Genomic DNA, 25,640 nt, shown 5'->3' with positions numbered 1-25,640 from the left:
GCACTGTTTATGCGGCCTTTCAGGCTACTTTTACTTGTAACTCCTAGCGTCCTCAATAACCTTGCCGTCGTTGGGGAGACTGCCGGGCGCGACCAGCTGCACGGTGCCGCGCAGCTTGGTGACATCGCGTATGGCTTCGCCTATGCGCTGGTCCAATCCGTCGGGGGTGGATGAGGCCTCTGCCTGGAAGTGCATGCTGTCGTTGGCCATTTCGCCGCTGACGACCAGCCTGGCCTTGAGCACTTCCGGAAAACGTTTTGCGATGTCGGCGACCTGGCCCGGGTGCACAAACATGCCGCGTACCTTGACGGTCTGGTCGGCCCGGCCCATCCAGCCCTTGATGCGCGTGTTGGTGCGGCCGGTGGGGCAATTGCCCGGCAGCACGGCCGAGAGGTCGCCGGTGCCGAAGCGGATCAGCGGGTAGTCGGGGTTCAGCGTGGTGACCACCAGCTCGCCGACCTCGCCTTCGGCGACCGGGTCGCCGGTGCCGGGGCGCACGATTTCCACGATCACGCCTTCGTCCAGCACCAGGCCTTCGCGGGCCTCGGTTTCATAGGCGATCAGCCCGAGGTCGGCCGAGGCATAGCACTGGTAGGCGGCGATGCCGTGCTCGGCGAACCAGTCGCGCAGGCTGGGCGGGCAGGCCTCGCCCGAGACCATGGCGCGCGTCACGCTGGGCAGCCCCACCTTCATCTCGGCGGCCTTGTCGACAATGATTTTGAGGAAGCTGGGCGTGCCGACATAACCGGCGGGCTTGAGCTCGGCCATGGCCTGCACCTGCTGCTCGGTCTGGCCGGTGCCGCCCGGAAACACCGTGCAGCCCAGCGCATGGGCGCCGCTTTCCATCATGGTGCCGGCCGGCACGAAGTGGTAGCTGAAGCAGTTGTGCACCAGCTGCCCGGGCCTGAAGCCGGCGGCGTGCAGCGCGCGCGCCATGCGCCAGTAGTCCTTGCGCGTGCTGTCGGGTTCATAAATCGTGCCGGGGCTGGCGAACACGCGCGGCATCGCGGCGCCGTAGCGCAGCGCGCTGAAGCCGCCGAAGGGGTCGCCCCCCGCCTCGCGCGAAGCCTGCTGGCGCTCGAGCAATTCGTACTTGCGCGTGACGGGCAGGCGCGCCAGCGCGGCGCGCGAGCTGACGGCCGCGCCGTTCACGCCTTTGAGGATGCCGGCAAAAGCCGGTGCGTGCGATTGCGCATGCGCGATCTGCTGCGGCAGCGCGGCCAGCTGGGCGGCCTCGCGTTGCGCGGGGCTTCGCACTTCGAGTGAGTCGTAATGTGTGGTCATGTGTGGGGCAAACCAGGGCTAAGTGAAGTCTTAAACCAGCAGGGGCCGCGGAACCGGCTTTGCCGGGCTGCAGGCGCAGCGCCCCCATACGTAGGGAGAGGGGCAGCGCGCCGCAGGCTCGAAGTGACAAGCGTGGGGGCCATGACCTCAGGCCAGCCAACGCTTGCGGCGCTTGTAGCTCTTGACGTCCTTGAAGCTCTTACGCTCGCCGCCGCCCACGCCCAGGTAGAACTCTTTCACGTCCTCGTTGTTGGCCAGGTCGGCGGCCGCGCCGTCCATCACCACGCGGCCGCTTTCCATGATGTAGCCGTAGTCGGCGTACTTCAGCGCCATGTTGGTGTTCTGCTCGGCCAGCAGGAATGTGACCTGTTCCTTCTGGTTCAGGTCTTTCACGATGTTGAAGACCTCCTCGACGATCTGCGGCGCCAGGCCCATGGAGGGCTCGTCGAGCAGCACCATGGACGGGCTGGCCATCAGGGCGCGGCCTATTGCGCACATCTGCTGCTCGCCGCCCGAGGTGTAGGCCGCCTGCGAGGTACGCCGGGTTTTCAGGCGCGGAAAGTAGTTGTAGACCTTCTCGAGATTGGCGGCCACTTCGGCCTTGCTGCTGCGTGTATAGGCGCCGGTCAGCAGGTTTTCTTCGATGGTCAGGTGGGCGAAGCAGTGGCGCCCTTCCATGACCTGCACCACGCCGCGCTGCACCAGGTCGGCCGGTGAGAGGTTCTCGATGCGCTCGCCGCGCAGCTCGATGGAGCCCTTGGTGACCGCGCCGCGTTCCCCCTGGAGCAGGTTGGAGACGGCGCGCAGGGTGGTGGTTTTTCCCGCGCCGTTGCCGCCCAGGATGGCGACGATTTTTCCTTGCGGCACCTGCAGGGAAACGCCTTTGAGCACCAGGATCACATGGTTGTAGATGACCTCGATGCCGTTGACGTTGAGAATGATGTTAGGTGTGTCCATATTTTTTCCTGACCAATTGGAAAACCTGCGTGCAGGCCTTCCAATTGGCGGCTCGCGAGAGCCACGCCCTCCCGCCAGGCGGGAGGATTTCAAGGCAAGGGCACCGTGGATCCGGCTTTGCCGGTCCGCCAGTGCCGCCCCTTGAGGGGGAGGCGGTGCGGAGCGCCGCCACGGGGGGAGCCTAGCTTTGGCAGTCGGCCGGGGTGCGCGGCGCCAGCTTCTTCTCGGCGGCGTACTTGGCGGCGTTGGCCTTGACCATGGGCTTGATGATCTGCTCGTCACCCTGCATCCAGTCGCTGCTGATCTTCCAGGCCTTGCCGTCCCAGGTCGAGATGCGAGCCCAGGTGGCGCCCATGTGGTCCTGGCAGGAAGTGCTGATGGGGCGCAGCACGCCGCTGAAGCCCAGTGCATCCAGCTTGGCCTGGGTGAGGTTGAGGTTTTCCAGGCCCCAGCGCACCTGCTCGCCGGTCATGACCTTGCCTTTGCCGAAGCGCTCCTGGGCGGCGCGTATGCCCTCGACGGTGAGCATGGCGCTCATGGCGCCGCGCAGCCACAGCACCTGGCCTACTTCTTCCTTGGGGCCTGTGCCCTGGCCCTTGCCGTGCAGGCTGCTCAGGGTTTCCTTGACCACCTTGGCATCGAAGTCCGAGCTGTTTTGCAGCGCCACGGCGTTGTAGCCCTTGGCGCCGTCACCCACGTCGCGCACATCGGGTTCGGCGCCCGACCACCACACGCCGTACATCTTCTCGCGCGGGTAGCCGGTGGCTTGGGCCTCCTTGAGCGCGGTGGAGTTCATCACGCCGAAGCCCCACAGGATGGTGTAGTCGGGGCGCGACTGGCGCACCTGCAGCCAGGTGGCCTTTTGCTCCACGCCGGGGGCCGTCACCGGCAGCTCGATCAGCTGGAAGCCATGCATCTTGGCGCGCTCCTGCAGGATGGGCAGCGACTCCTTGCCGAAGGGGCTGTCGTGGTAGACCAGGGCGATCTTCTTGCCCTTGAGCTTGTCCAGCCCGCCTTCCTTCTTGCCGATGGCCTGGATGATCACATCGCCGGCCACCCAGTAGTTGCCTGCCAGCGGGAAGTTCCATTTGAACACCGTGCCATCGGCGCTTTCGCTGCGGCCGTAGCCCAGGGTCACCAGCGGGATCTTGTCGGTCGGGGCTTTTTCGGTGATGGCGAAGGTGGCGCCCGTTGACCAGGGCTGGATCACGGCGGCGCCGCCGTTGTTGCCCTTGAGGCGCTCATAGCACTCCACGCTGCGCGCGGTGTCGTAGCCGGTTTCGCATTCCTCGATCAGAAGTTTCACGCCATTGATGCCGCCGCGCGCGTTGGTGAGCCTGTAGTAGTCGACGATGCCGTTGGCAATAGGCGTGCCGTTGGGCGCATAGGGGCCGGTGCGGTAGGACAGCACCGGCATGTACTGCTGCTTGGCCTGGGCGAAGGCCGTGCCGCCGAGCAGCGCGGTGGCACCGGTGGCAACGACGGCCGCGGCTAGAACGAGTTGGCGAATCTTCATGAACTTCTCCTGTGGGTGTTAAAGGAACGACGCTGTCAGTAAACATGGCGGGGCCGGCCGGCGCATCGGGACTAGCGAGCATATGGGGCGGCTTGGTGCGTGCACGTGCGGGGCTCTCAATGGGGGAAGGGCCATAGGCGCAGCTTTTGCTTGGCGGTGGACCAGAGCTTGGCCAGCCCGTGCGGCTCGACAATCAGGAACCATACGATCAGCCCGCCGAAGACCATCAGCTCGGCATGCGAGGCGGCTGTGGTGGTGATCTCGACACCGGCCATGGAGGCCAGCAGCGGCAGCAAGCGGCTGAGCGCGATCGGCAGGATCACGATGAAGGCGGCGCCGAAGAAGCTGCCCATGATGGATCCCATGCCGCCGATGATCACCATGAACAGCAGCTTGAAGGACAGGTCCACCGAGAAGGCGCCCGGCTCCCAGGCGCCCAGGTAGAAGAATGCCCAGAGTGCGCCGGCCACGCCGATGATGAAGGAACTGACCGCGAAGGCGCTGAGCTTGGCGTACATGGGGCGTATGCCGATCACGGCGGCGGCCACGTCCATGTCGCGTATGGCCATCCACTCGCGGCCTATGGCGCCGCGCACGAGGTTCTTGGCCGCAAGGCTCAACACACACAGCACGCTGAGGCAGAACAGGTACTTGCTCACATCGCTTTCCAGCGGCAAGCCAAAGACCTGCAGGTTGGACACGGCCACCGAGCCTGAGGCGTTGTCCAGCGTGAACCACTTGATGCGCAAAAACATCCAGTCCGCGAAGAACTGCGCCGCCAGCGTGGCCACGGCCAGGTACAGGCCCTTGACGCGCAGGCTGGGCAGGCCGAAAAGGATGCCGAATACCGTGGCGCACAGGCCGCCCAGAATCAAGGTGACGATCAGCGGCATGCCGGGGATGCGGGCGAAAAAATTGTAGGCGCCGTAAGCACCCACCGCCATGAAGGCCCCCGAGCCCAGCGAGATCTGGCCGCAGTAGCCGGCCAGGATATTCACGCCCAGCGCCGCCAGCGACATGATCACAAAAGGCATGAGGATGGCGCGGAACAGGTAGTCGCTGGCCATGGCGGGCACGGCGATGAAGGCGACGGCCAGCAGGGCCAGCATGACGATGCGATCCTGTGCGATCGGAAATATCTGCTGGTCGGCGCGATAGCTGGTCTTGAACTGGCCGTTTTCTCTGTAGAACATAAAGGTGAACCGGTGTTAGATCGAGATAAACGAAGTTTTGCGTACGGGTGCGCCCCATTCAGCAGGGGCCGCGGAACCGGCTTTGCCGGGCCGCAGGCGCAGCGGCCCCCGAGGGGCTGGAGCCCGCGGCTCCAAGCCTGCCTGCGCAGGCTTGGACGGGCGACAGAGGCGAAGCGTCCCGCGAGCCGCGGCCTGCAAGGCCTCGCGCAGTACACGAAGTGAAAAGCGTGGGGGCTTCATATCTAGACACGGTCGATGATTTTTTCACCGAAGAGGCCCTGTGGCCTGAACAGCAAAAACACCAGCGCCAGTACATACGAGAACCAGATCTCTATGCCGCCGCCCACATAAGGGCCCAGGTAGACCTCGGAGAGCTTCTCGCCCACGCCTATGATCAGCCCGCCGATGATGGCTCCGGGCACCGAGGTGAGACCGCCCAGGATCACCACCGGCAAGGCGCGCAGGGCCACGGTGGTCAGCGAGAACTGCACACCGAGCTTGCTGCCCCAGATCATCCCGGCCACCAGCGCCACCACACCGGCCACGCACCAGACGATGACCCAGATGCGGTTGAGCGGTATGCCTATGGATTGCGCGGCCTGGTGGTCGTCGGCCACGGCGCGCAGGGCGCGCCCGGTGGCGGTCTTCTGGAAAAAGATGCTGAGCGCGGCCACCAGCGCGGCGGCAATGGCGGCCGCGATCACGTCTTCCTTGTTGATCAGCACACCACCCTGGTAAACCGACTCCAGCACAAAGACCGGGTCTTTGGGCATGCCGATGTCTATCTTGTAGATATCGCTGCCGAACATGGCCTGGCCCAGGCCTTCCATGAAGTAGGTGATGCCCAGCGTGGCCATCAGCAGGGTGGCGCCGTCCTGGTTGACCAGGTGGCGCAGCACCAGGCGCTCAATGATCCAGGCCACCACAAACATGATGGCGCCGGCGATCACAAAGGCTGCGACGTTGGCCAGCAGCAGGCTGTTGATGCCTGTCCACCGCGGAATCCATTCCGAAAAGCGCGCCATGGCCAAGGCGGCGAACAGCACCATCGCGCCCTGCGCGAAATTGAAGACGCCGGAAGCCTTGAAGATCAGCACAAAGCCGAGTGCCACCAGCGAATACAGCATGCCGGCCATCAGGCCGCCAAGCAAAGTTTCCAAGAAGAAAGCCATCTTGTTAATCCTGCCGCTTTAATGACTGGTGCCGAGGTAGGCCCGGATCACGTCTTCGTTGTTGCGTACTTCGTCGGGGGTGCCGTCGCCGATTTTTTTGCCGTAGTCGAGCACCACGACGCGGTCGGAGATGTCCATGACCACGCCCATGTCATGTTCGATCAGTACCACGGTGGTTCCGAACTCGTCGTTGACGTCGAGCACAAAGCGGCACATGTCCTGTTTTTCCTCGACGTTCATGCCGGCCATGGGTTCGTCGAGCAACAGCACCTGCGGCTCCATCGCCAGCGCGCGGCCCAGGTCCACGCGTTTTTGCAGGCCGTAGGGCAGCTGGCCGACGGGCGTCTTGCGGTAGGCCTGGATTTCCAGGAAGTCGATGATTTTTTCGACCGCCTCGCGGTGCATGATTTCTTCTTTTTCGGCCGGACCTATGCGCAGCGCCTGCAGCAGCAGATTGCTTTTGATCTTCAGGTTGCGGCCCGACATGATGTTGTCGAGCACGCTCATGCCCTTGAACAGCGCCAGGTTCTGGAAGGTGCGCGCCACGCCCATCACCGCCACCTGGTGGCTGTTCATGTGCTTGAAGGTCTGGCCGCGGAAGGTGATGGAGCCCTGCTGCGGCGCATAGACGCCGTTGATGCAGTTGAGCATGGAGCTTTTGCCGGCGCCGTTGGGGCCGATGATGGCGCGGATCTCATGCTCTTTGACGTTGAAGGAGATGTCCGAGAGGGCCTTGACGCCGCCGAAGTTCAGGGTGATGTTCTTGACGTCGAGAATGACGTCGCCGATTTTTTTAGCCAAGGCAAAGTCCTTTCGCCGCGCAGGCGCGGGGAATCCTGTATTGCTCCTTCCCCCGCTGGGGGAAGGCGGGGATGGGGGCTCCCCGGTTTGCGTGTTCGACTCGGGCCTGGAAATCGATCGCCGCAAGCCCCCATCCCAACCTTCCCCCAGAGGGGGAAGGGGTTATCCGGCTAAAGTGAAAGTTCATGCTGCAGCCTTTACTGGCGCAAAGGTCTGGGCGTCGCTGATCTTCAGTGTCGCGCTCACGCTGCCGCTGCGGCCGTCCTCGAACTTCACGACGGTTTCGATGAACTGTTCGGTTTTGCCGCCGTAGAGCGCGTCGATCAGCGGCTGGTATTTTTCGGCGATGAAGCCGCGCCTGACCTTGTTGGTCCGGGTGAGTTCGCCGTCGTCGGCGTCCAGTTCTTTGTGCAGCACCAGGAAGCGGCTGATCTGCGAGCCGGCCAGCAGGGCGTCCACGCTGAGGTCGGCGTTGACTTTCTCCACGCATTCCTTGATGAGCTGGTAGACCTCGGGCTTTTGCGCCAGGTCGGTGTAGCCGGCATAAGGCAGGTTGCGGCGCTCGGCCCAGTTGCCGACGGCGTCGAAGTCGATGTTGAGCATCACGCAGACCTGGTCGCGGCCGTCGCCGTAGGCCACGACTTCCTTGATGTGCGGGAAGAACTTGAGCTTGTTCTCCACATATTTGGGGGCGAACATCGCGCCGTCGTTGGCGCCGCCCTTGATGCGGCCCACGTCCTTGACGCGGTCGATGATCTTGAGATGGCCGCCGGCGTCGATAAAGCCCGCGTCGCTGGTGTGGTACCAGCCCTCGGCGCTCAGCACCTCGGCGGTGGCCGTGGGGTTTTTGTAGTATTCCTTGAGCAGTCCGGCCGACTTGACCAGGATCTCGCCGTTCTCGGCCACCTTGATCTGCACGCCGCTGATCGGCACCCCTACCGTGTCGGCGCGCGCCTCGTTGTCCGGCTGCAGGCAGACGAACACGGCGGTCTCTGTCGAGCCATACAGCTGTTTGAGGTTGATGCCGATGGAGCGGTAAAAGGTGAAAAGGTCGGGGCCTATGGCCTCGCCGGCGGTATAAGCCACGCGCACGCGCGAAAAACCCAGCGTGTTGCGCAGCGGGCCATAGACCATCACGTTGCCCAGCGCATACAGCACCCTGTCCATGCCACCGACGGGTTTGCCGTCCATCAGCGCCGGGCCGGCGCGTTTGGCCACGTCCATGAAATAGTTGAACATGCCGCGCTTGAGGCGGCCCGCGTCTTCCATGCGGATCATCACGGTGGTCAGCAGGCTTTCGAAGATCCGCGGCGGCGCAAAGTAATAGGTCGGGCCGACCTCCTTGAGGTCTATGGTCACCGTGCTGGCGCTCTCGGGGCAGTTGACGACGTAGCCGCAGGCCAGCCACTGCGCATAGCTGAAGATGTTCTGGCCGACCCACGCGGGTGGCAAGTAGGCCAGCACTTCCTCGCCGGAGGTGAGTTTGTCGAAATCAGCGCCGGCCTTGGCGCGGTCCAGCAAGGTGTTGTGGGTGTGGACCACACCCTTGGGATTGCCGGTGGTGCCCGAAGTGAAGAACATCGCGGCCACGTCGTCCGGCTGGGCTTTTTCGACTTCAGCCCTGAAGAAGTCCGGCTGGCCGGCGGAAAAACCGCGGCCCGTGTCCAGCAGCGCATCGAGCGACTGCAGGCCGGCCTCGGCATAGTTGCGCAGGCCGCGCGGGTCGTCATAAATGATCTGGTCCAGCTGCGGGCACTGGCCGCGAATCTCGAGCAGCTTGTCGACCTGTTCCTGGTCTTCCACCAGCGCGAAGCGCACCTCGGCGTTGTTGATGGGGAAGATGCATTCGGCGCCCACGGCGTCCTGGTAGAGCGGAATCGGGATGGCGCCCAGCGCCTGCGCGGCCAGCATGGTGGCGTACAGGCGCGGCCGGTTGGCGCCGATGATAACCATGTGCTCGCCGCGCCGCAGGCCCAGCTGGTGCAGGCCGCAGGCGATGTGCTCGACCAGCAGCGCCATGCCGGCCCAGCTGTGCGCCTGCCAGATGCCGTACTCTTTTTCGCGCATGGCGGCGGCCCCGGGGCGCTCGGCCGCATGTTTGAGCAGCAATCGTGGGAACGTGGTCTGCATTCGCTTCTTGTCTCCGTTCTGTGCGGCTTTTTCGGGAAAAACCGCTGGTATGGGTCGAATGGTAGGACCAGCTTTGACGCTACGGTGTCATTGCGACGACAATTTCCGGGTAAGTCCTACTGGGGTGTGCCCGGGGTCCGCCCGGTTTATCGGATAAAGCGTCCGTCGCGCGAAACCATGGTCAGTTCCACAAAGCGCGAGGCATTGCGGGCCGAATCGCTGAAGCTGACCTCGAAGCCGCCCAGGTCGTAGCGCTTCAAGTTCCAGGTGCTGTCGATGAAGGCGGCGCGCGTCGGGTTCTTGCCGGCGCGGCGCAGCGCTTCGGCGAACACGCGGGCATTGATGTAGCCCTCCAGCGCCAGGTGCGAGGGCTCCAGCGCGACGCCGGCGGCCTTCCAGGCCTGCTGGAATTCGCGCACCATGGGCACCACGGTGTTGCCCGGCAGCGGCACCACCTGCGACACCGCGATGCCGGTGGCGTCCTCGCCCATGGCCTTGAGCGTGGCGGCCGCGCCCATGATGGACAGCGCGTAAAGCGACAGCCCCTTGCGCTGCGCGCGTATCGCTTTCACGAAATCGATGGTCGGCTTGCCGGCCAGGCCCACCAGCACGGCCTCCGGGTTGGACGCCGCGATCTTGACCGCCGCCGCGCCGGCATCCGAAGAGTTGTTCTCCACGGTGACGATGGCGGTCGCTTCCAGCTTGTGTTTGGCCATGGAGCGCTGGGTGGCGTCGAAGACCTCCTTGCCGAAGGAGTTGTTCTGGTAGGCGATGGCGATGCGCCGTATGCCGATGGTCGCCAGGTGCTGCACCAGCTGCTCGGCCTCGTCGGCGTAACTCGCGCGTATGTTGAACACATTGCGCGCGTTGGCCGGCCGCGCCGACAGCGCGCCCGAGAAGGGCGCGAAGAAGGGCATGCCCGACTCGATCACCTGCGGCAGCATGGCTTCGATCATGGGGGTGCCCATGCAGTTGAAGAGCGCGAAATTGCTTTTGTCGTCGATAAAGCCTTTGACGTTGCCGAGTGCGCGCTTGACGTCGTAGCCGTCGTCGGCCGTTGTGAGCTCGATCAGCCGGCCGTTCACGCCGCCTTTGGCGTTGATGCCGGCAAAGCAGGCCTTGGCCCCCTGGTGCATGGCCTGGCCCAGTTCGCCCAGCGGCCCGCTCAGCGCGATGGATTGCGCGATGCGCACCGGGCCGCTGTTGTCCTGCGCGCGCGCCGGGCCGTAGAGTGCGGCCGGTACGGCGGCGAGTGCGCCCAGCATGCGGCGGCGCGTCAGGCGGGCGCGGGCCGGGGACGAATCGATGTTCGAGGTGATGGAAGGGATGGAAGGGGCTGTCATGGGGGTGTCTCCTGGTCGTTGTGGGCTCGTGGCGGGCTTGTTCCAGGCTCTTGGTGGCTTGTCTCCGCGGGGCCGATGCTATGCTTTGGAAAGCAGGCCAACTGTCTGCGCGACGACAATCCAAGGGTTGCGCCCGCCCCGGACTTTCCCTGATCCGCCACCCCTGTTTCTGCTTGAACATTGCGAGCATGGCCACTGAGTCACCCCTTCACCAACGCCGCAGGACGCCCACGCCGGACGAATTGCGCGGCATTCCCTGGCTGCCTCTGCTGCTGCCGGATGAACGCGCGCGCGCGTTGGCGGGGCTGCAGGTGGGCGACGCCGCGCCGGGTGACTATGTGTGCCGCGTGGGCAAACCGGTGACCTACTGGTTCGGTGTGGTCGAAGGCCTGCTCAAGATGAGCAGCGACAACGAGCAAGGCATGACCATGACCTTTACCGGCGTGCCGCCCGGCGGCTGGTTCGGCGAGGGCACGGCGCTCAAGCGTGAGCCCTACCGCTACAACATCCAGGCCTTGCGCAAAAGCGTGGTGGCCGGGCTGCCGGTGGAAACCTTTCACTGGCTGCTGGACCATTCCATCGGCTTTAACCGCTTTGTAATGAACCAGCTCAACGAGCGCCTGGGCCAGTTCATCGCCGCGCGCGAAATCGACCGAATGAACAACCCCGACATCCGCGTGGCGCGCAGCCTGGCCTCGCTGTTCAACCCGGTGCTGTACCCAGGGGTCGGTGAAATCCTGCGCATCACGCAGCAGGAACTGGCTTACCTGGTCGGGCTGTCACGCCAGCGCGTGAACGAGGCGCTCAACGCCTTGCAGGCCCAAGGCTTTATCCGCATCGAATACGGCGGACTGCGCGTGCTGGACCTGGAGGCGCTGCGCTCCAGTGTGTTCGCGGGCGAGGGGGCGGGTTTGGCTCCCCGCACAGGCCCTAGCCCCTGATGCCGGCGATGGCCAGGCGCAGGTTGTCGCGGGCGCGCGCTTCCAGCGCGGCCTGGAAATGCGGCGTGCTGTAGATAAAGGGCCGGCCTAGGAAGGCGCGAAGAATCTCCCCGCGCTTCTGGCGGAATATCGCTTCGGGCACGAAGGCGTATTCCTGCCGTATCTGTTCTTCGTATTCGGCAAAGCGCGGCGGCAGGGCGCCCAGGATGGACAGGTCCACATCCACCAGCAGCTTCGCATCAGGCGACACCGGCAATGCGCTATGGCAGGTGGCCATGATCAGCTCGTCCACCCGCTGCACGGTAGCCGGCGGCGCGCCATAGCTTTCCAGTACTTCGCGCGCCCAGTCGGCGCTTTGCCTTTCGTTGTCGTGGCGCTGCGTGTCATAAATGCCATCGTGGAACCAGAGCGCAATTTCGACTTCGTCCGGCCGTTCGGCCAGGTGGCGGACGGCCTCGAAATGCGCCAGGCATTCCGCGAGGTGCTGCACGGTGTGGTACTTGCGATGGGGCTCCGAGTAGCGCGCGACCAGCTCATCAAACACGCTGCCGGCGATGGCTTGCGGCGCCAGTGCGTTTGCGCAGCGCTGCCAGGAACGGGCCAGGAGGTCAGGAGCGAGATTTGCCATCAGTACAGCGTCGATTTCTGCCGGGCCGGCAGTTCGCGGTCGTATTTTTCGCCGTCAATGGCGGCCGCCGTCAGCGCCTGCAGCATGGCGCCGGGCGTGGGCACGTCGGGCCGGCCTTGCGGCACGGCCTGCCAGAGCTTTGAGCGCTGGATGGCTCGCGCGCACTGGAAGAACACCGACTCGACCTTGATCACGATGACGCAGTGCGGCGGCTTTCCTTCCATGGCAAAGCGTTGCAGCAGGTCGGGTGCGGTGGTGATGCTGGCCCGGCCGTTCACGCGCAGCGTCTCGCCGGCGCCGGGCACCAGGAACAGCAGCGCCACGCGCGGATCGACCAACAGGTTGCGCAGGCTGTCGATGCGGTTGTTGCCGCGGCGCTCCGGCAACAGCAGGGTTTTGTCGTCCTGGATCGCGACAAAACCCGGCGGGTCTCCGCGCGGTGAGGCGTCCAGGCCACCGGGCCCGGCCGTGGCCAGCACCGCGAAAGGCGAGGCTTTTATCAAGGCTTGGTAGGCCGGGTGCAGATAGTCCACCTCTTTTTTGAGGGAGGCGTCGCCGACGGCGCCGAACAGCGCCTCAAGTTGCGGCAGGCTGGTGATGGCATGCGAGTCGGCTTGCGGGTTTGTGGTGTGCATGGGCATGACTTTATCGCTTTGATTTTTGGCCGGTGGCGGCGAGGGCAGGCGCGCACAGCGCTTCCACCAGCTTCAGGGCTGGCACCGACAGTTGCTCAAAGCGGCGCGCGCAGATCAAAAGCTGGCGGTCGGCCCAGCTGTCGGACAGCTTGAGCACGCGCAGCGTGCCCGCATGGCGTTCGGCCGCGACAGCCGGCACCACGGCCACGCCAACACCGGCTTCCACCATGCGGCAGACGGCGTCAAAACTGCGCAGCCGTATGCGGGTTCGCATGCGCAGCCCCAGGCGCCCGGCCTGCAGGGCCAGGTGTTGCTGCAGGGCGCTGTCCTCGCCCAGGCCGACAAAGTCATGGGCCAGCGCCTGCGCGAAACTGGTCTGTCGCTGTCGGCCGAATCCGCTGCCCTGCGGGACCACCAGCACCAGCTGGTCGCGGCGGAAGGGCCGGGACTCCAGGCTGGAAATATCCGCGGAGTCGGCCACGATGCCGAGGTCGGCCACCTGGTCCAGCAACTGCGACACGATGACATGGCTGGGGCGTTCCTCGAGGTCGACGTCAATGGCTGGATGGGTGTTGAGGAAGTCCGCGAGCGCCTGCGGCAGGTAGTCGGTGATGGCGGCGGTGTTGGACAGCAGGCGCACCCGGCCCGCCAGGCCGCCGGCGTAGTCGGCTATCTCGCCGTGCATGCGCTCGATTTGCTGCAGCACCAGGCGCGCATGGTGAGCCACGGTCAAGCCGGCCTTGGTCGGCTTGACGCCGGCGCGCAGGCGTTCCAGCAAGGGCACACCCAGGGCCTCTTCCATGCCGCGAATACGCGCGCTGGCCGAGGCCAGCGCGAGGTGCGAAAGCTTGCTGCCGGCCGTGATGCTGCCGGTGTCGATGACGTGCAGGAAGAGCCGCAGGTCGACAAGGTCAAAGCGGAGGGTGGCGGGCATGGCGCTGTGGTTGGTCCTGGCCTTCGGAGAAGGCGAAGGCTGCCAACGCATATTACCGCTTGAGCGTGAACGCGTCGCTGCGCAGAATCGGCCGCATGAACTGGATCAACAACTTCACGGGGGCGGGCCACGAAACCCTTTTATTGGGCGTGGTCACCGGGGTATTCCTGCTTGCCGGGCTGGTCAAGGGCGTGGTCGGCCTGGGGCTGCCGACGCTGTCCATGGGCTTGCTGGCCGGCGTGATGCCGCCCGCGCAGGCCGCCGTGATTTTGATCCTGCCTTCGTTTCTGACGAATGCCTGGCAGATGTGGGACGGGGCCGCGCTGGGCCGGCTGGCCAGGCGGCTCTGGCCTTTGCAACTTGGCGTGGCGGCCGGCACGCTGTGGGCGCCCGTGAGCCTCGTCACCCTCAATGCCAATGTGGCCTCGGCGGGCCTGGGGGCGGCATTGATGGCATATGCCCTGTTGGGGCTGGCAGCCGCTCCGCTGGCTGTGCCTCGCCGCGGCGAGGCGCTTTGTTCCGGCGTCGCGGGACTCATCACCGGCGCCATCACGGCGGCCACGGGTGTTTTTGTCTTCCCGGCGGTGCCTTACCTGCAGGCCCTGTCGCTGAGGAAGGATGAGCTGGTGCAGGCGCTCGGGCTGTCCTTCACCGTTTCCACCGTCGCGCTCTTTGGGCGCCTGGCGCTCGAAGGCTCATTTTCGGCCGCGGCCCTGCCCGGCGGCTGGAGCTGGCTGGTGGCCTTGCCTGCGGCATTGCTGGGGATGGCGGCGGGCCAGATGCTGCGCGGCCGGCTGAATGAAAAAAACTTCAAGCGGCTGTTCTTTGCGGGCTTGCTGGCCATAGGCCTTTACATGGTGATTGGCAGCGCGATACGCTGGCTTGCGGGCTAAGGCCTTACGCGCTGGCATTGGTTCAAGGCCGGTTTTTACGCTTTCTTTATACCGGCCGCCGGTCTTTCATCCCCGTTTTTACACGCCGGATCCGAAACTTCTTCCATCGCTATTGCCTGGAGAAGATCATGGATCTTGCGTTTATGCTCGGTGCCGCCGCCCTTTGGGGTGTGATGGTCTTGCTGGTCTGGGGCTTCCAGAAGCTCGAGAAATCCGAAGGGGGCCGTTCATGATCCCCCTCGACGTCTTGTACGGCTTCGGCGGCGTCTGCGCCATCGTGCTGCTCACCTACCTCGTGTATGCGCTGATCTGCGCCGAGGAGTTTTGATGAGCAACTCGTCGTGGGGCCTATTGGCTCTCTTTTTAGGGGCTCTGCTTGCCACCGCCTGGCCGCTGGGTATCTGGCTGGCCCGCATTTATTCCGGCAGCCTTCCCAACTGGATGCACAAGCTCGAAGCGCCGCTATACCGCCTGGCCGGCACCTCGGCCGATACGAACATGAAATGGTCGCAGTACGCGCTGGCGCTGCTGGCCTTCAACGCACTGGGCGTGCTGGCTGTGTATGCCTTGCAGCGCCTGCAGGTCTGGCTGCCGCTGAACCCGGCCGGCATGGCCGCCGTGCCGCCCGACTCGGCCTTCAACACCGCCATCAGCTTTGTCTCCAACACCAACTGGCAGGGTTATGCCGGCGAGTCCACGATGAGCTACCTCACGCAGATGCTGGTGCTGGCTGTGCAGAACTTTTTCTCGGCCGCCACCGGCATCGCCGTGGTGTTTGCGCTGTTCCGGGGTTTTGCCGCGCGCGCCACGGGTGCCATCGGCAACTTCTGGGTGGACGTCACGCGCATCACGGCCTGGCTGCTGTTGCCGCTGTCGCTGGTGTTCGCGATTTTTCTCGTGGGCCAGGGCGTGATCCAGAATTTTGATGGCTACAAGGACGTGGCGACACTGGAGACTACGTCCTATCAGCTTGCCAAGAACGGCCCTGACGGCCAGGCCCTCAAAGACGACAAGGGCAATCCCGTGATGGAAGACGCCAAGACCGGCACCCAGACCCTGGCCATGGGCCCGGTCGCGTCGCAGGAAGCCATCAAGATGCTGGGCACCAATGGCGGCGGCTTCTTTAACGCCAACTCGGCCCACCCTTATGAGAACCCGACGGCGCTGAGCAACTTCTTCCAGATGCTGTCCATTTTCCTGATCCCCGCGGCGCTGTGCTTTGCGTTTGGACGCGCGGTGGGCGACCAGCGCCAGGGCTGGGCCGTGCTGGCCGCGATGACGCTGCTGTTTGCGGTCGCGGTGGTGGCCATCACGCCGGCGGAACAAGCCGGCAACCCGCTGCTGCCACCCCTGGGCGTGGACCAGGCGGCCGGCGCGCTGCAGGCCGGCGGCAATATGGAAGGCAAGGAAACCCGCTTCGGCATCAATGCCTCCAGCCTGTTCGCGGTGATCACCACGGCGGCGTCATGCGGCGCGGTCAACGCCATGCACGACTCCTTCACGCCGCTGGGCGGCATGGTGCCCATGGTGATGATGCAGCTGGGCGAGGTGGTGTTCGGCGGCGTCGGCACAGGTCTCTACGGCATGCTGATCTTTGCCATGCTGGCGGTGTTCATCGCCGGCCTCATGATCGGCCGCACGCCGGAATACCTGGGCAAGAAGATCGAGTCGCACGAGATGAAGCTGGTCTCGATCACCATCCTGGTGACGCCCATCCTGGTGCTGGCCGGTACGGCCGTCGCGGTGCTGGCAGGCGCCGGCAAGGCCGGCATTGCCAACCCCGGCGCGCATGGGTTTTCTGAAATCCTGTATGCGCTGAGCTCGGCCGGCAACAACAACGGCAGCGCCTTCGCGGGCCTGTCGGCCAACACGCCGTTTTACAACACGCTGCTGGGTTTGGTGATGTGGATGGGCCGTTTCGGTGTCATCGTGCCGGTGCTGGCGATTGCCGGCGCGCTGGCCGCCAAGAAGCGCCTGCCGGTCACGGCCGGCACCATGCCCACGCACGGCCCGCTGTTCGTGATGCTGCTGATAGGCACCGTGCTGCTGGTGGGCTTGCTCAATTACGTACCCGCCCTGGCACTGGGCCCGGTGGTCGAGCATTTGATGCTCTGGCCCGCCCACTGAATCGCAAGAAGGCCAACGAGAAATTGATATGAACACCCAAAAACCTTTTGTGCTGCTGGATCCTGCTTTGCTCAAACCCGCCATCGCGGCGTCGTTCACCAAGCTGAACCCGCGTGTGCAGTGGCGCAATCCTGTGATGTTTGTCGTCTACATCGGCAGCATCTTCACCACCTTGCTGGGCCTGCAGGCCTTGCAGGGACAGGGTGAGGCGCCCGCAGGCTTTATTTTTGCGGTAGCTGTCTGGCTGTGGTTCACCGTGCTGTTCGCCAACTTTGCCGAGGCACTGGCCGAGGGCCGCAGCAAAGCCCAGGCGGCCTCTTTGCGCAGCCTGAAGAAAAGCACCTGGGCCAAGAAATTCAAGGAGAGCAATGCCAAGGTGTTTCACGGAACGGCGTGGCTCCCCGAACAAGCCGAGAACCTGCGCAAGGGTGCGGTGGTGTTCGTCGAAGCCGGCGACATGGTCCCGCTGGACGGTGAGGTGATTGAAGGCGTGGCCTCGGTCGACGAAAGCGCCATCACCGGTGAATCGGCACCGGTGGTGCGCGAGTCGGGCGGCGACTTCTCGGCCGTGACCGGCGGCACGCGCGTGCTGTCCGACTGGCTGGTGGTGCGCATCGTGGTGAACCCCGGCGAGTCCTTCCTGGACCGCATGATCAGCATGGTCGAGGGTGCCAAACGCCAGAAGACGCCCAACGAAATCGCGCTGACGATTTTGCTGGTGGCGCTGACCATTGTCTTCCTGGTGGTCACCGTGACCTTGCTGCCCTTCTCGGTGTTCAGCGTGGGCGCGGCCGGTGCCGGCACGGTGGTCAGCATCACCGCGCTGGTGGCGCTGCTGGTCTGCCTGATCCCGACCACGATTGGCGGCCTGCTGTCGGCCGTGGGCGTGGCCGGCATGAGCCGCATGATGCAGGCCAATGTGATCGCTACCTCGGGCCGCGCGGTGGAAGCCGCCGGCGACGTGGACGTGCTGCTGCTCGACAAGACCGGCACCATCACCCACGGCAACCGCCAGGCGGCTACCTTTTTGCCGGCGCCCGGCGTGACGGGCGCCAAACTGGCCACTGCCGCGATGCAGGCCTCCCTGGCCGATGAGACGCCCGAGGGCCGTAGCATCGTCGCGCTGGCGCAGCGCCTGGGCGCGAGCGAAGCCCTGGTGGGTGACAGCCACGAGGTTCAGTTCACCGCCCAGACACGCATGAGTGGCATCGACGTGCAGCGCCCCGACGGCAGCACGCGCCAGCTGCGCAAGGGCGCGGTCGATGCGATCCGCAAACATGTGGAGGCACTGGGCGGCAGCATGCCGGCCGAGGTGCTGCGCGCGGCCGATGAAGTGGCGCGCCGCGGCAGCACGCCGCTGGCGGTGGCCGACGGCAACGCGGTGCTGGGCATCGTGGAGCTGAAAGACATTGTCAAGGCCGGCATCAAGGAGCGCTTCGGCGAGCTGCGCCGCATGGGCATCAAGACGGTGATGATCACCGGCGACAACAAGCTCACGGCCGCCGCCATCGCCGCCGAAGCAGGTGTCGACGACTTCCTGGCCGAGGCCACGCCTGAAGACAAACTCAAGCTGATACGCCAGTACCAGGCCGAAGGCCGGCTGGTGGCGATGATGGGCGACGGCACCAACGACGCGCCGGCCCTGGCCCAGGCCGACGTGGCGGTGGCCATGAACAGCGGCACCCAGGCCGCCAAGGAAGCCGCCAACATGGTGGACCTGGATTCCAATCCGACCAAGCTGCTGGAGGTGGTGGAGACCGGCAAGGCCTTGCTGATGACGCGTGGCTCGCTCACGACGTTTTCGATCGCCAATGACGTGGCCAAGTACTTCGCCATCATCCCGGCGATTTTTGTGAGCACCTACCCGCAGCTGGCCGCGCTCAATGTGATGCGCCTGGGCAGCCCTTCGACAGCGATTTTGTCGGCGGTGATTTTTAATGCACTGGTCATCATGTTTTTGATCCCGCTGGCGCTCAAGGGCGTGAAGTACCGGCCCGTCGGCGCCGCGGCTCTGCTGCGCCGCAACCTGCTGATTTATGGCCTGGGCGGCCTGATCGTGCCTTTCATCGGCATCAAGGCGATTGACCTGCTGCTGGTGGCCATGAACCTCGTATAAGGAAAATCCATGAAAACCATTCTTCGCCCCGTACTCGTGATGTTCACCGTGCTGACCCTGGTCACTGGCGTCGCCTACCCGCTGGTGGTGACCGGTGCCGCGCAGTCGCTGTTCCCGGCACAAGCCGCCGGCAGCATGATCGTGCGCGACGGCAAGCCTGTCGGCTCCGCGCTGATAGGCCAGAACTTCAGCGACCCCGGCCATTTCTGGGGCCGCCCCTCCGCCACGGGGCCCATGCCCTACAACGCCGCGGCTTCCAGCGGCGCCAACCAGGGGCCGCTCAATCCCGCTCTGGTCGATGCCGTGAAAGGCCGTGTCGAAGCGCTCAAAGCGGCGGATCCCGGCAATACCGCAGCGGTGCCGGTGGATCTGGTCACGGCCTCGGCCAGCGGACTGGACCCGCACATCAGCCCCGCCGCCGCGCGCTACCAGGCAGCCCGGGTGGCCAGGGCGCGCGGCTTGCCGCTGGAGAAGGTTCAGGCCCTGGTCGAACAGCACACCGAACAGCCCTGGCCTGCCGTTCTGGGTGAAGCCCAAATCAACGTGCTGCAACTCAACCTGGCGCTGCAAACCCTGCGCTAAGCCGGGCAGCCTGTGCCCAGGCCCGATACCATGAGGCACCCTCCATAAATCCATGGCCATTTCCCCCGACGCCCGTCCCGACCCCGATGAACTCCTGGACCGCCTGCGCGGCGAGGAAGAAAAGGCGCGCCGGGGCCGCTTGCGTATTTACTTCGGCGCCAGCGCCGGCGTGGGCAAGACCTACGCCATGCTCAGCGCCGCGCAGCGCGAGCGCAAGGCCGGGCGGGACGTGCTGGTCGGCGTGGTCGAAACCCATGGCCGCGCCGAAACCATGGAATTGCTGGCCGGGCTGGAGCAACTGCCTTTGCGGGAAGTGGCCTACCGCGGCCGTACGCTGAAAGAGTTCGACCTCGACACGGCGCTGGTCCGCAAGCCGGCGGTGCTGCTGGTCGACGAACTCGCGCACAGCAATGTGGAGGGCTCGCGCCACGCCAAGCGCTGGCAGGATGTGCACGAGCTGCTGGAGGCCGGCATCGATGTCTGGTCGGCCGTCAATGTGCAGCACCTGGAGAGCCTGAACGGCACGGTGGGCGCCATCACCGGCATACGCGTGCATGAAACCGTGCCGGACACGGTGCTGGACGGCGCCGATGAAATCATCCTGGTCGACGTCACGCCCGATGAGTTGATGGCGCGGCTCAAGGCCGGCAAGGTCTACATGCCGCAGCAGGCCGAACGCGCGGCGCAGAATTTTTTCCGCAAGGGCAATTTGATTGCGCTGCGCGAGATTGCGCTGCGGCGCACGGCCGAGCACGTGGAAGACGACGTGCGCAGCTACCGCGTCGAGAAATCCATCGCCCCGGTCTGGAACACCGAAGGTGCGATCCTGGCCTGCATAGGCCCGCGCCAGGGCGCCGAACAAACGGTGCGCACGGCGGCGCGGCTGGCCGGCCAGCTCAATGTGCGCTGGCATGCGGCTTATGTGGAAACCCCGCGCCTGCAACTGCTGGAGGTCGCCGAGCGCGACCGCATCCTGGCCGTGATCCAGCTGGCCGAAGAACTGGGCGCGGCCACGGCGGTGTTGACGGGCAGTGATGCCGCCGCTGAACTTGTCGCGCAGGCGCAGCAGCTCAATTGCGCGACGCTGGTGGTGGGGCGGCCGCAACTGCCGGGCTGGCGCGCCTGGTGGGCCGGCCCCAGCATGACGCGCCGGCTGGCCATGCTGGCGCCCACGCTGGACATCGTCGAGGTGGGCCATGCCGACAGCGCGCGGCGGCTGGCGCGCGCCGTGCAGCGTTCGGCCGAGGATGACGACGCGGCGGCATGGCAAGGCAAGCTGCCCGGCTATGCCTGGGCCGCGGCGGGCAGCGCGGCCGTCACGCTGCTGGCCCTGCCGCTGCTGGCTTACTTCGACCTGGCCAACATCGTGATGGTGTTCCTGATGGCCACGGTGCTGGTGGCGCTGAAGTTCGGGCGCGGGCCGGCGGCGCTGGCGGCTTTCCTCAATGTCGCGGCCTTTGATTACTTCTTTGTCGCGCCGCGCCTGTCCTTTGCTGTCAGCGACGTGCAATACCTCGTGACTTTCGGCGTGATGCTGGTGGTGGGCCTGCTGACCGGCCAGCTCACCGCGGGCCTGCGGTTCCAGGCGCGCATCGCGGCCAGCCGCGAGCGCCGCGCGCAGTCGCTGTTCGAGCTCACGCGCGATTTGTCGGCGGCCTTGCTGAGCGAGCAGGTCACCGAACTCGGCGAGGCCGCCGCGCGGCGCAACTTCGGCGGCCAGGCGCTGGTGCTGGTGACCGACGGCCATGACCAGTTGCTGCCACCCGAAAAGCCGCCCGAGGACTTTGACGCCAGCGTGGCCGACTGGGTGTTTCGCAATGAACAGCCGGCCGGGCTGGCCACCGCCACCTTGTCGGCCCAGGCCTGGCATTACCTCCCGCTCAAGGCGCCCATGCGGGTGCGCGGCGTGCTGGCCGTCAAGCCCGCGCAGGCGCGCTGGCTGCTGATCCCGGAGCAGATGCAGCAGCTTGACACGCTGGCACGGCAGATCGCGATCGCGCAGGAGCGTGTGCACTACGTCGATGTGGCCCAGCAGGCGGTGGTGCAGATGGAGTCCGAAAAACTGCGCAACATGCTGCTGGCGGCGATTTCGCACGACGTGCGCACGCCGCTGACCGCGCTGATCGGCCTGGCTGATTCGCTGCAACGCACGGCGCCGCCGCTCAGTGATGAACAGGCGCAGGCGGCGCGCGCCATCGCCGGCGAGGCGCGCCACCTGAGCGCGCTGGTCAACAACCTGCTGGACATGGCGCGGCTGCAAAGCGGCGCGGTGAACCTGCGCAGCGATTGGCAGTCGGTCGAAGAAATCGTCGGCTCGGCGATACGCCAGGCCCAGCATGCGCTGGCCGGCAGGACCGTGGTGACGGCCTTGCCGGCCGACCTGCCGCTGGTCGAGTTTGATGCGGTGCTGATGGAGCGCGTGCTCGTCAACCTGCTGGAAAACGCCGCGAAATACGGCAAGCCGCCGATTGACATCAGCGCCGAAGTGACGGACGCGGCGCTGCTGCTCACGGTGCGCGACCACGGTCCCGGCCTGCCCGCCGCACTGAAAGGCCGCGAGCACGAGCTGTTCGAGAAATTCACGCGTGGCGAGGCCGAATCGGCCACACCGGGTGTGGGCCTGGGCCTGGCGATCTGCCTGGCGGTGGTGCAGGCGCACCGCGGGCAGATCATGGCGGGCAATGCCGCGGGCGGTGGTGCAGAATTCACCATCACCCTGCCGCGGCGCACGCCGCCCCAGGGCCTGCCCGAAACCGCCTGACTTCCTGCCCCTTTAGCCATGTCGCATCCCACACCCGTTGCCGTCGTCATTGAAGACGAGCCGCAGATACGCCGCTTTGTGCGCGCGGCGCTGGAGGCCGAGGGCTGGCAGGTGTTCGAGGCCGACACCGCCAAACGCGGGCTGACCGAAGCCGGCACGCGCAAGCCCGATTTGCTGGTGCTGGACCTGGGCCTGCCCGACGGCGATGGTTTGGACGTGATTCGCGACGTGCGCGGCTGGTCGGCCGTGCCCATCGTGGTGCTGTCGGCGCGCGCCGACGAGGCCGACAAGATCGCCGCGCTGGACGCTGGTGCCGATGACTACCTGACCAAACCCTTTGGTGTGGGCGAGCTGCTGGCCCGCGTGCGCGCCAACCTGCGCCGCCCGCGCGGGGCCGGGGCCGACGGCGCGCCCGACGAGCCGCTGTTCCGCTTCGGCGAGGTCGAGGTGGACCGCCAGGCGCGCCTGGTGCGGCGCGGCGGTGCGGAGGTGCATTTGACGCCCATCGAATATCGCCTGCTCAACGTGCTCATCAGCCACACCGGCCGGGTGCTGACGCACCGGCAACTGCTGCGCGAAGTCTGGGGCCCGTCGCACGCGGAGCAAAACCACTATTTGCGCATCTATATGGGCCATTTGCGCCAGAAGCTCGAAACCGACCCGGCGCAGCCCCAACACCTGCTGACCGAAACCGGGGTCGGTTACCGGCTCTGGGTGGGACAATAGCCACCATAGCGCCCGGACAGCCGGGCACCTAGCTCGATCAAGTACCCAGCCCATGCAAGACCCCCTCAAACCCGGCTCAGCCCCCAAGCCCGTGGGCGCCGCCGTCCGCATCCCCAAAGCGCCGGCCGCAGCAGCGGGCGCGCCCGCGCCTACCGTGCGCTTGAACAAGCGCATGGCCGAACTGGGCCTGTGCTCGCGCCGCGAGGCCGACGACTGGATCGCACGCGGCTGGGTGCGCGTGAACGGCGCGCCCGCCGTGATGGGCCAGCCGGTGGCCGCGGATGCGCGCATCGAGATCGACCGCCAGGCCGAGCAGCAGCAGCGCATGCAGGTCACCATCCTGATCAACAAGCCGGTCGGCTATGTCAGCGGCCAGGCCGAGGACGGGCACGAGCCGGCCGTGGTGCTGGTGCAGCCGCAAAACCGCTGGCGCGAATGCAACAGCCACATGCGCTGGGGCCACGAGCAATTGCGCGGCCTGGCGCCGGCGGGCCGGCTGGACATCGATTCGATAGGTCTTTTGGTGCTCACACAGGACGGGCGCGTGGCACGCCAGCTGATCGGCGAAGACTCGGACATCGAGAAGGAATACCTGGTGCGCGTCAGCTATGGGCCGGAAACCGTCAACGTGCAGTCGGTGTTCCCGCCCGAAAAGCTGGCCCTGCTGAACCACGGCCTGAGCCTGGACGGCCAGCCGCTGCGGCCCGCGAAGGTGTCGTGGCAAAACCCCGAACAGCTGCGTTTTGTGCTCAAGGAAGGCAAAAAACGCCAGATCCGCCGCATGTGCGAGCAGGTGGGGCTGTTTGTGACGGGGCTCAAGCGTGTGCGCATTGGCCAGGTCAACCTGGGGCACCTGCCTGTGGGGCAGTGGCGCTATCTGGCGCCGCACGAGCGCTTCTAAAGCTACTCCAGCCTTAAAGATGGCGCGGCCGGCGGGTGCTGCACTGTCCTACCTGGAGGCGGGCCAACGGATGGCAGCGCCTGCCCCGCAGCGGCCTAAAGTGGGTCGTATGGCACTTATTACTTACCTCGTCGAGGACAACCAGATCGTCCTGGAGAACCTGATCGAGGCGCTCCAGGAAATCGCCGCTGTCCAGGTCACGGGCCATGGGGCTACCCAGGCCGAGGCCAGCCGCTGGTTGCGCGCGCACAACGGGGAATGGCAGCTGGCCATCGTCGACCTTTTCCTGAAAGAGGGCAACGGCCTGGGCGTGCTGGCGGGCTGCCGCAACCGCGAGCCCTACCAGAAGGTCGTGGTGCTCACCAATTACGCCACGCCGGAAATCCGCCGCCGCTCCGCGGACCTGGGCGCCGACGCCGTGTTCGATAAATCCAGCGAGCTGGACGGCCTGTTTGCCTACTGCGCGGAGCAGACCGCGCATGAAGAGCCGGGCAAATTGCCGCACTAGGGCCAGGGCTCGGGGCCAGGCGCTTCCAGGGCCGTCCCAACACCCGCTGGCGCGCGTGCGGCTCTGCCTCCACAATCGGGCATGACCCCACCCGACCAGCCCGAAACGCCAGGGCCTTTTTCGCCGGGCCTGTTGCCCACTTGGCTGCATGTCTCCGACATCCAGGGGCTGGCGCAGCTTGCCACGCAGGCCACGCTGGGTGTCACCGGCCTGGCCGAAAGCGTGCAGGGCAATATCTACAAGGCCGTCGCCGCGCCTTTCGGCCCGCTGGGCGCGAAATTCATCAATCGCATGCCGGGCGCCAGCGGCGTGCGCCCGCTGGGCATTACAGGCCTGGTCTACGGCGGCATCAAGGGTGTGACGCGGCTGGCCGGCGGCACGGCCAATGCCTTGCTGTCGCGCGCGGCGCCGATGGCAGGGCCCCGGGCCTCGACGCCGCAGCGCGAGGCCATGTTGGCGGCGCTCAATGGCGTGCTGGGCGACCGCCTGGCGGAGACGGCCAACCCGCTGGCGATTTCCATGCGCCTGCGCCATCAGGGCCAGCCGTTGCTGCTGGAAGCGCAGGCGCTGGCCGCGCGCTTGCCGAATGCGACGGGAAAGCTGCTGGTGGTGGTGCACGGCCTGTGCATGAACGACCTGCAATGGAACAGCGCGGCCGCCGGCGGCTTCAAGGGCCACGGCGAACAGCTGGCGCGCGAGCTCGGCTATACGCCCGTCTACCTGCACTACAACACCGGCCTGCACACCTCGGACAACGGCGAGCAACTGGCCGGGCTGCTGCAGCAGCTGGTGAAGGCCTGGCCGCAGCCGGTTGAAAGCATCACGCTGCTGGTGCACAGCATGGGCGGCCTGGTCGCGCGCAGTGCCTGCCACCAGGCGGCCGAGGCCGGTTACAGCTGGCTGGCGCAGCTCAAGGCCATGGTGTTCCTGGGAACCCCGCACCACGGCGCGCCGCTGGAGCGCCTGGGCAGCTGGGTGGACGGTGTGCTGGGCGGCAACATCGTGACCAAACCGTTCGCGAAGATCGGCCAGGTGCGCAGCGCCGGCATCACCGACCTGCGCCACGGCAATGTGCTGCACGCCGACTGGCATGACGCGGGGCGTTTTGAGCGCGGGCCCGACGCGCGCCGGCCCGTGCCGCTGCCGGCCGGTGTGGACTGCTACACCGTCGCGGCCACCACGCTGGCGCCCGGCAAGGGGCCGATGATGGCGGTGCGGGAGGCGCTGGCGCGCAAGATGGTCGGCGACGGCCTGGTGTCACTCGAAAGCGCGCTGGGCCTGCATGCGGAGCCGGAGCGTTGCCTGGCGTTTGCACCGGAAAACCAGTGGATCGCGCAGGGCATGAACCACATGGAGCTGCTGAGCCGGGCTGAGGTGGGGCGGCAGCTGGTGCGCTGGCTGGGCGGTCAGCCTTCCTAGCGCTTTATTTCGTTGCAGGGCATTTGTCGAGCGAGCGGGCGCCCGGTGTGCTGCGGCTGAACGGACTGTACGC

At 65.9% G+C, this 25,640-nt stretch carries 22 protein-coding genes; 11 read left to right on the top strand and 11 right to left on the bottom strand.

Translation table 11 applies throughout. The features are described from left to right. Window positions 1-30: 30 nt before the first annotated feature. The 8 genes from AC1D0O_RS12250 to AC1D0O_RS12215 all read right to left on the bottom strand — a co-directional run bounded on the left by AC1D0O_RS12250 (window position 31) and on the right by AC1D0O_RS12215 (window position 10,396). Window positions 31-1,284: a phenylacetate--CoA ligase family protein gene (locus tag AC1D0O_RS12250; RefSeq protein WP_477653803.1), complete on the bottom strand. Its 1,254-nt coding sequence runs from the start codon at window positions 1,282-1,284 to the stop codon at window positions 31-33. Window positions 1,285-1,431: 147 nt separating this feature from the next. After that, entirely contained in the window at window positions 1,432-2,241 is an 810-nt protein-coding gene (locus AC1D0O_RS12245; protein WP_477653802.1) for an ABC transporter ATP-binding protein, read from the bottom strand. Between the two features lie 181 nt (window positions 2,242-2,422). Further along, window positions 2,423-3,757, bottom strand: a complete 1,335-nt coding sequence (locus AC1D0O_RS12240) for an ABC transporter substrate-binding protein (RefSeq protein ID WP_477653801.1) — start codon at window positions 3,755-3,757, stop codon at window positions 2,423-2,425. Window positions 3,758-3,873: 116 nt separating this feature from the next. Next, the gene (locus AC1D0O_RS12235) at window positions 3,874-4,950 is read right to left on the bottom strand and encodes a branched-chain amino acid ABC transporter permease (protein WP_477653800.1); all 1,077 of its coding nucleotides are present in this window, start codon (window positions 4,948-4,950) and stop codon (window positions 3,874-3,876) included. 242 nt (window positions 4,951-5,192) lie between these two features. Further along, entirely contained in the window at window positions 5,193-6,122 is a 930-nt protein-coding gene (locus tag AC1D0O_RS12230; RefSeq protein WP_477653799.1) for a branched-chain amino acid ABC transporter permease, read from the bottom strand. Between the two features lie 18 nt (window positions 6,123-6,140). Next, entirely contained in the window at window positions 6,141-6,923 is a 783-nt protein-coding gene (locus AC1D0O_RS12225) for an ABC transporter ATP-binding protein (RefSeq protein ID WP_477653798.1), read from the bottom strand. Between the two features lie 183 nt (window positions 6,924-7,106). Beyond that, complete coding sequence (locus tag AC1D0O_RS12220; protein WP_477653797.1) at window positions 7,107-9,053, bottom strand: AMP-dependent synthetase/ligase; 1,947 nt, start codon at window positions 9,051-9,053, stop codon at window positions 7,107-7,109. A gap of 146 nt (window positions 9,054-9,199) precedes the next feature. Continuing rightward, complete coding sequence (locus tag AC1D0O_RS12215) at window positions 9,200-10,396, bottom strand: ABC transporter substrate-binding protein (protein ID WP_477653796.1); 1,197 nt, start codon at window positions 10,394-10,396, stop codon at window positions 9,200-9,202. Window positions 10,397-10,584: 188 nt separating this feature from the next. Here AC1D0O_RS12215 and AC1D0O_RS12210 point away from each other — a divergent pair, with 188 nt between their 5' ends. Continuing rightward, window positions 10,585-11,337 carry a Crp/Fnr family transcriptional regulator gene (locus tag AC1D0O_RS12210; RefSeq protein WP_477653795.1) on the top strand — a complete coding sequence of 251 codons (753 nt, stop codon included), beginning with the start codon at window positions 10,585-10,587 and terminating at the stop codon, window positions 11,335-11,337. Here the strand turns inward: AC1D0O_RS12210 and AC1D0O_RS12205 are convergent. Genes AC1D0O_RS12205 through AC1D0O_RS12195 form a run of 3 tightly spaced genes read right to left on the bottom strand, consistent with a single transcriptional unit; the run spans window position 11,327 to window position 13,534 of the window. Then, a complete protein-coding gene (locus AC1D0O_RS12205; protein WP_477653794.1) occupies window positions 11,327-11,965 on the bottom strand; it encodes an HD domain-containing protein in 639 nt (212 codons plus the stop codon). The genes AC1D0O_RS12210 and AC1D0O_RS12205 overlap by 11 nt on opposite strands. After that, window positions 11,965-12,600 carry a pyridoxamine 5'-phosphate oxidase family protein gene (locus AC1D0O_RS12200; protein WP_477653793.1) on the bottom strand — a complete coding sequence of 212 codons (636 nt, stop codon included), beginning with the start codon at window positions 12,598-12,600 and terminating at the stop codon, window positions 11,965-11,967. The genes AC1D0O_RS12205 and AC1D0O_RS12200 overlap by 1 nt, the downstream gene beginning before the upstream one ends. Before the next feature lie 10 nt (window positions 12,601-12,610). Beyond that, window positions 12,611-13,534: a LysR substrate-binding domain-containing protein gene (locus AC1D0O_RS12195; protein ID WP_477653792.1), complete on the bottom strand. Its 924-nt coding sequence runs from the start codon at window positions 13,532-13,534 to the stop codon at window positions 12,611-12,613. Between the two features lie 95 nt (window positions 13,535-13,629). Between AC1D0O_RS12195 and AC1D0O_RS12190 the strand changes: the two genes are divergently transcribed. The 10 genes from AC1D0O_RS12190 to AC1D0O_RS12145 all read left to right on the top strand — a co-directional run bounded on the left by AC1D0O_RS12190 (window position 13,630) and on the right by AC1D0O_RS12145 (window position 25,567). Then, window positions 13,630-14,427, top strand: coding sequence for a sulfite exporter TauE/SafE family protein (locus tag AC1D0O_RS12190; RefSeq protein WP_477653791.1), 798 nt, complete (start codon window positions 13,630-13,632; stop codon window positions 14,425-14,427). A 229-nt stretch (window positions 14,428-14,656) separates the two neighbouring features. After that, window positions 14,657-14,755 carry a potassium-transporting ATPase subunit F gene (locus AC1D0O_RS12185; protein ID WP_436156902.1) on the top strand — a complete coding sequence of 33 codons (99 nt, stop codon included), beginning with the start codon at window positions 14,657-14,659 and terminating at the stop codon, window positions 14,753-14,755. Next, window positions 14,755-16,554, top strand: a complete 1,800-nt coding sequence (gene kdpA, locus AC1D0O_RS12180; RefSeq protein WP_477653790.1) for a potassium-transporting ATPase subunit KdpA — start codon at window positions 14,755-14,757, stop codon at window positions 16,552-16,554. Before AC1D0O_RS12185 ends, kdpA begins: the two co-directional genes overlap by 1 nt. Before the next feature lie 28 nt (window positions 16,555-16,582). Beyond that, window positions 16,583-18,670: a potassium-transporting ATPase subunit KdpB gene (gene kdpB / locus AC1D0O_RS12175; RefSeq protein WP_477653789.1), complete on the top strand. Its 2,088-nt coding sequence runs from the start codon at window positions 16,583-16,585 to the stop codon at window positions 18,668-18,670. A gap of 9 nt (window positions 18,671-18,679) precedes the next feature. Next, window positions 18,680-19,252 (top strand): potassium-transporting ATPase subunit KdpC, encoded by a 573-nt coding sequence (kdpC, locus tag AC1D0O_RS12170; RefSeq protein ID WP_477653788.1) that lies wholly within the window; start codon window positions 18,680-18,682, stop codon window positions 19,250-19,252. A 52-nt stretch (window positions 19,253-19,304) separates the two neighbouring features. After that, the gene (locus AC1D0O_RS12165; protein WP_477653787.1) at window positions 19,305-22,013 is read left to right on the top strand and encodes a DUF4118 domain-containing protein; all 2,709 of its coding nucleotides are present in this window, start codon (window positions 19,305-19,307) and stop codon (window positions 22,011-22,013) included. An 18-nt stretch (window positions 22,014-22,031) separates the two neighbouring features. Then, window positions 22,032-22,739, top strand: a complete 708-nt coding sequence (gene kdpE / locus AC1D0O_RS12160; RefSeq protein ID WP_477653786.1) for a two-component system response regulator KdpE — start codon at window positions 22,032-22,034, stop codon at window positions 22,737-22,739. Between the two features lie 52 nt (window positions 22,740-22,791). Further along, window positions 22,792-23,640: a pseudouridine synthase gene (locus tag AC1D0O_RS12155; protein ID WP_477653785.1), complete on the top strand. Its 849-nt coding sequence runs from the start codon at window positions 22,792-22,794 to the stop codon at window positions 23,638-23,640. A 109-nt stretch (window positions 23,641-23,749) separates the two neighbouring features. Next, a complete protein-coding gene (locus AC1D0O_RS12150; RefSeq protein WP_477653784.1) occupies window positions 23,750-24,148 on the top strand; it encodes a response regulator in 399 nt (132 codons plus the stop codon). Between the two features lie 81 nt (window positions 24,149-24,229). Then, on the top strand, window positions 24,230-25,567 hold the full coding sequence (locus AC1D0O_RS12145; protein WP_477653783.1) for an esterase/lipase family protein: 1,338 nt from the start codon (window positions 24,230-24,232) through the stop codon (window positions 25,565-25,567). Window positions 25,568-25,640 lie beyond the last annotated feature (73 nt).

This window comes from Polaromonas sp. P1_F2 (genome assembly GCF_056405735.1).
This window is presented reverse-complemented; position numbering and strand designations above follow the sequence as displayed.

What these genes read in the sequence shown, in the direction of transcription:
- AC1D0O_RS12240 (WP_477653801.1), bottom strand. Translation starts at nt 3,757, where the DNA reads ATGAAGATTCGCCAACTCGTTCTAGCCGCGGCCGTCGTTGCCACCGGT.
- AC1D0O_RS12150 (WP_477653784.1), top strand. Translation starts at nt 23,750, where the DNA reads ATGGCACTTATTACTTACCTCGTCGAGGACAACCAGATCGTCCTGGAG.
- AC1D0O_RS12200 (WP_477653793.1), bottom strand. Translation starts at nt 12,600, where the DNA reads ATGCACACCACAAACCCGCAAGCCGACTCGCATGCCATCACCAGCCTG.
- AC1D0O_RS12155 (WP_477653785.1), top strand. Translation starts at nt 22,792, where the DNA reads ATGCAAGACCCCCTCAAACCCGGCTCAGCCCCCAAGCCCGTGGGCGCC.
- AC1D0O_RS12245 (WP_477653802.1), bottom strand. Translation starts at nt 2,241, where the DNA reads ATGGACACACCTAACATCATTCTCAACGTCAACGGCATCGAGGTCATC.
- AC1D0O_RS12250 (WP_477653803.1), bottom strand. Translation starts at nt 1,284, where the DNA reads ATGACCACACATTACGACTCACTCGAAGTGCGAAGCCCCGCGCAACGC.
- AC1D0O_RS12195 (WP_477653792.1), bottom strand. Translation starts at nt 13,534, where the DNA reads ATGCCCGCCACCCTCCGCTTTGACCTTGTCGACCTGCGGCTCTTCCTG.
- kdpE (WP_477653786.1), top strand. Translation starts at nt 22,032, where the DNA reads ATGTCGCATCCCACACCCGTTGCCGTCGTCATTGAAGACGAGCCGCAG.
- AC1D0O_RS12235 (WP_477653800.1), bottom strand. Translation starts at nt 4,950, where the DNA reads ATGTTCTACAGAGAAAACGGCCAGTTCAAGACCAGCTATCGCGCCGAC.
- kdpC (WP_477653788.1), top strand. Translation starts at nt 18,680, where the DNA reads ATGAAAACCATTCTTCGCCCCGTACTCGTGATGTTCACCGTGCTGACC.
- AC1D0O_RS12230 (WP_477653799.1), bottom strand. Translation starts at nt 6,122, where the DNA reads ATGGCTTTCTTCTTGGAAACTTTGCTTGGCGGCCTGATGGCCGGCATG.
- AC1D0O_RS12145 (WP_477653783.1), top strand. Translation starts at nt 24,230, where the DNA reads ATGACCCCACCCGACCAGCCCGAAACGCCAGGGCCTTTTTCGCCGGGC.
- AC1D0O_RS12210 (WP_477653795.1), top strand. Translation starts at nt 10,585, where the DNA reads ATGGCCACTGAGTCACCCCTTCACCAACGCCGCAGGACGCCCACGCCG.
- AC1D0O_RS12220 (WP_477653797.1), bottom strand. Translation starts at nt 9,053, where the DNA reads ATGCAGACCACGTTCCCACGATTGCTGCTCAAACATGCGGCCGAGCGC.
- AC1D0O_RS12185 (WP_436156902.1), top strand. Translation starts at nt 14,657, where the DNA reads ATGATCCCCCTCGACGTCTTGTACGGCTTCGGCGGCGTCTGCGCCATC.
- kdpA (WP_477653790.1), top strand. Translation starts at nt 14,755, where the DNA reads ATGAGCAACTCGTCGTGGGGCCTATTGGCTCTCTTTTTAGGGGCTCTG.
- AC1D0O_RS12205 (WP_477653794.1), bottom strand. Translation starts at nt 11,965, where the DNA reads ATGGCAAATCTCGCTCCTGACCTCCTGGCCCGTTCCTGGCAGCGCTGC.
- kdpB (WP_477653789.1), top strand. Translation starts at nt 16,583, where the DNA reads ATGAACACCCAAAAACCTTTTGTGCTGCTGGATCCTGCTTTGCTCAAA.
- AC1D0O_RS12215 (WP_477653796.1), bottom strand. Translation starts at nt 10,396, where the DNA reads ATGACAGCCCCTTCCATCCCTTCCATCACCTCGAACATCGATTCGTCC.
- AC1D0O_RS12190 (WP_477653791.1), top strand. Translation starts at nt 13,630, where the DNA reads ATGAACTGGATCAACAACTTCACGGGGGCGGGCCACGAAACCCTTTTA.
- AC1D0O_RS12165 (WP_477653787.1), top strand. Translation starts at nt 19,305, where the DNA reads ATGGCCATTTCCCCCGACGCCCGTCCCGACCCCGATGAACTCCTGGAC.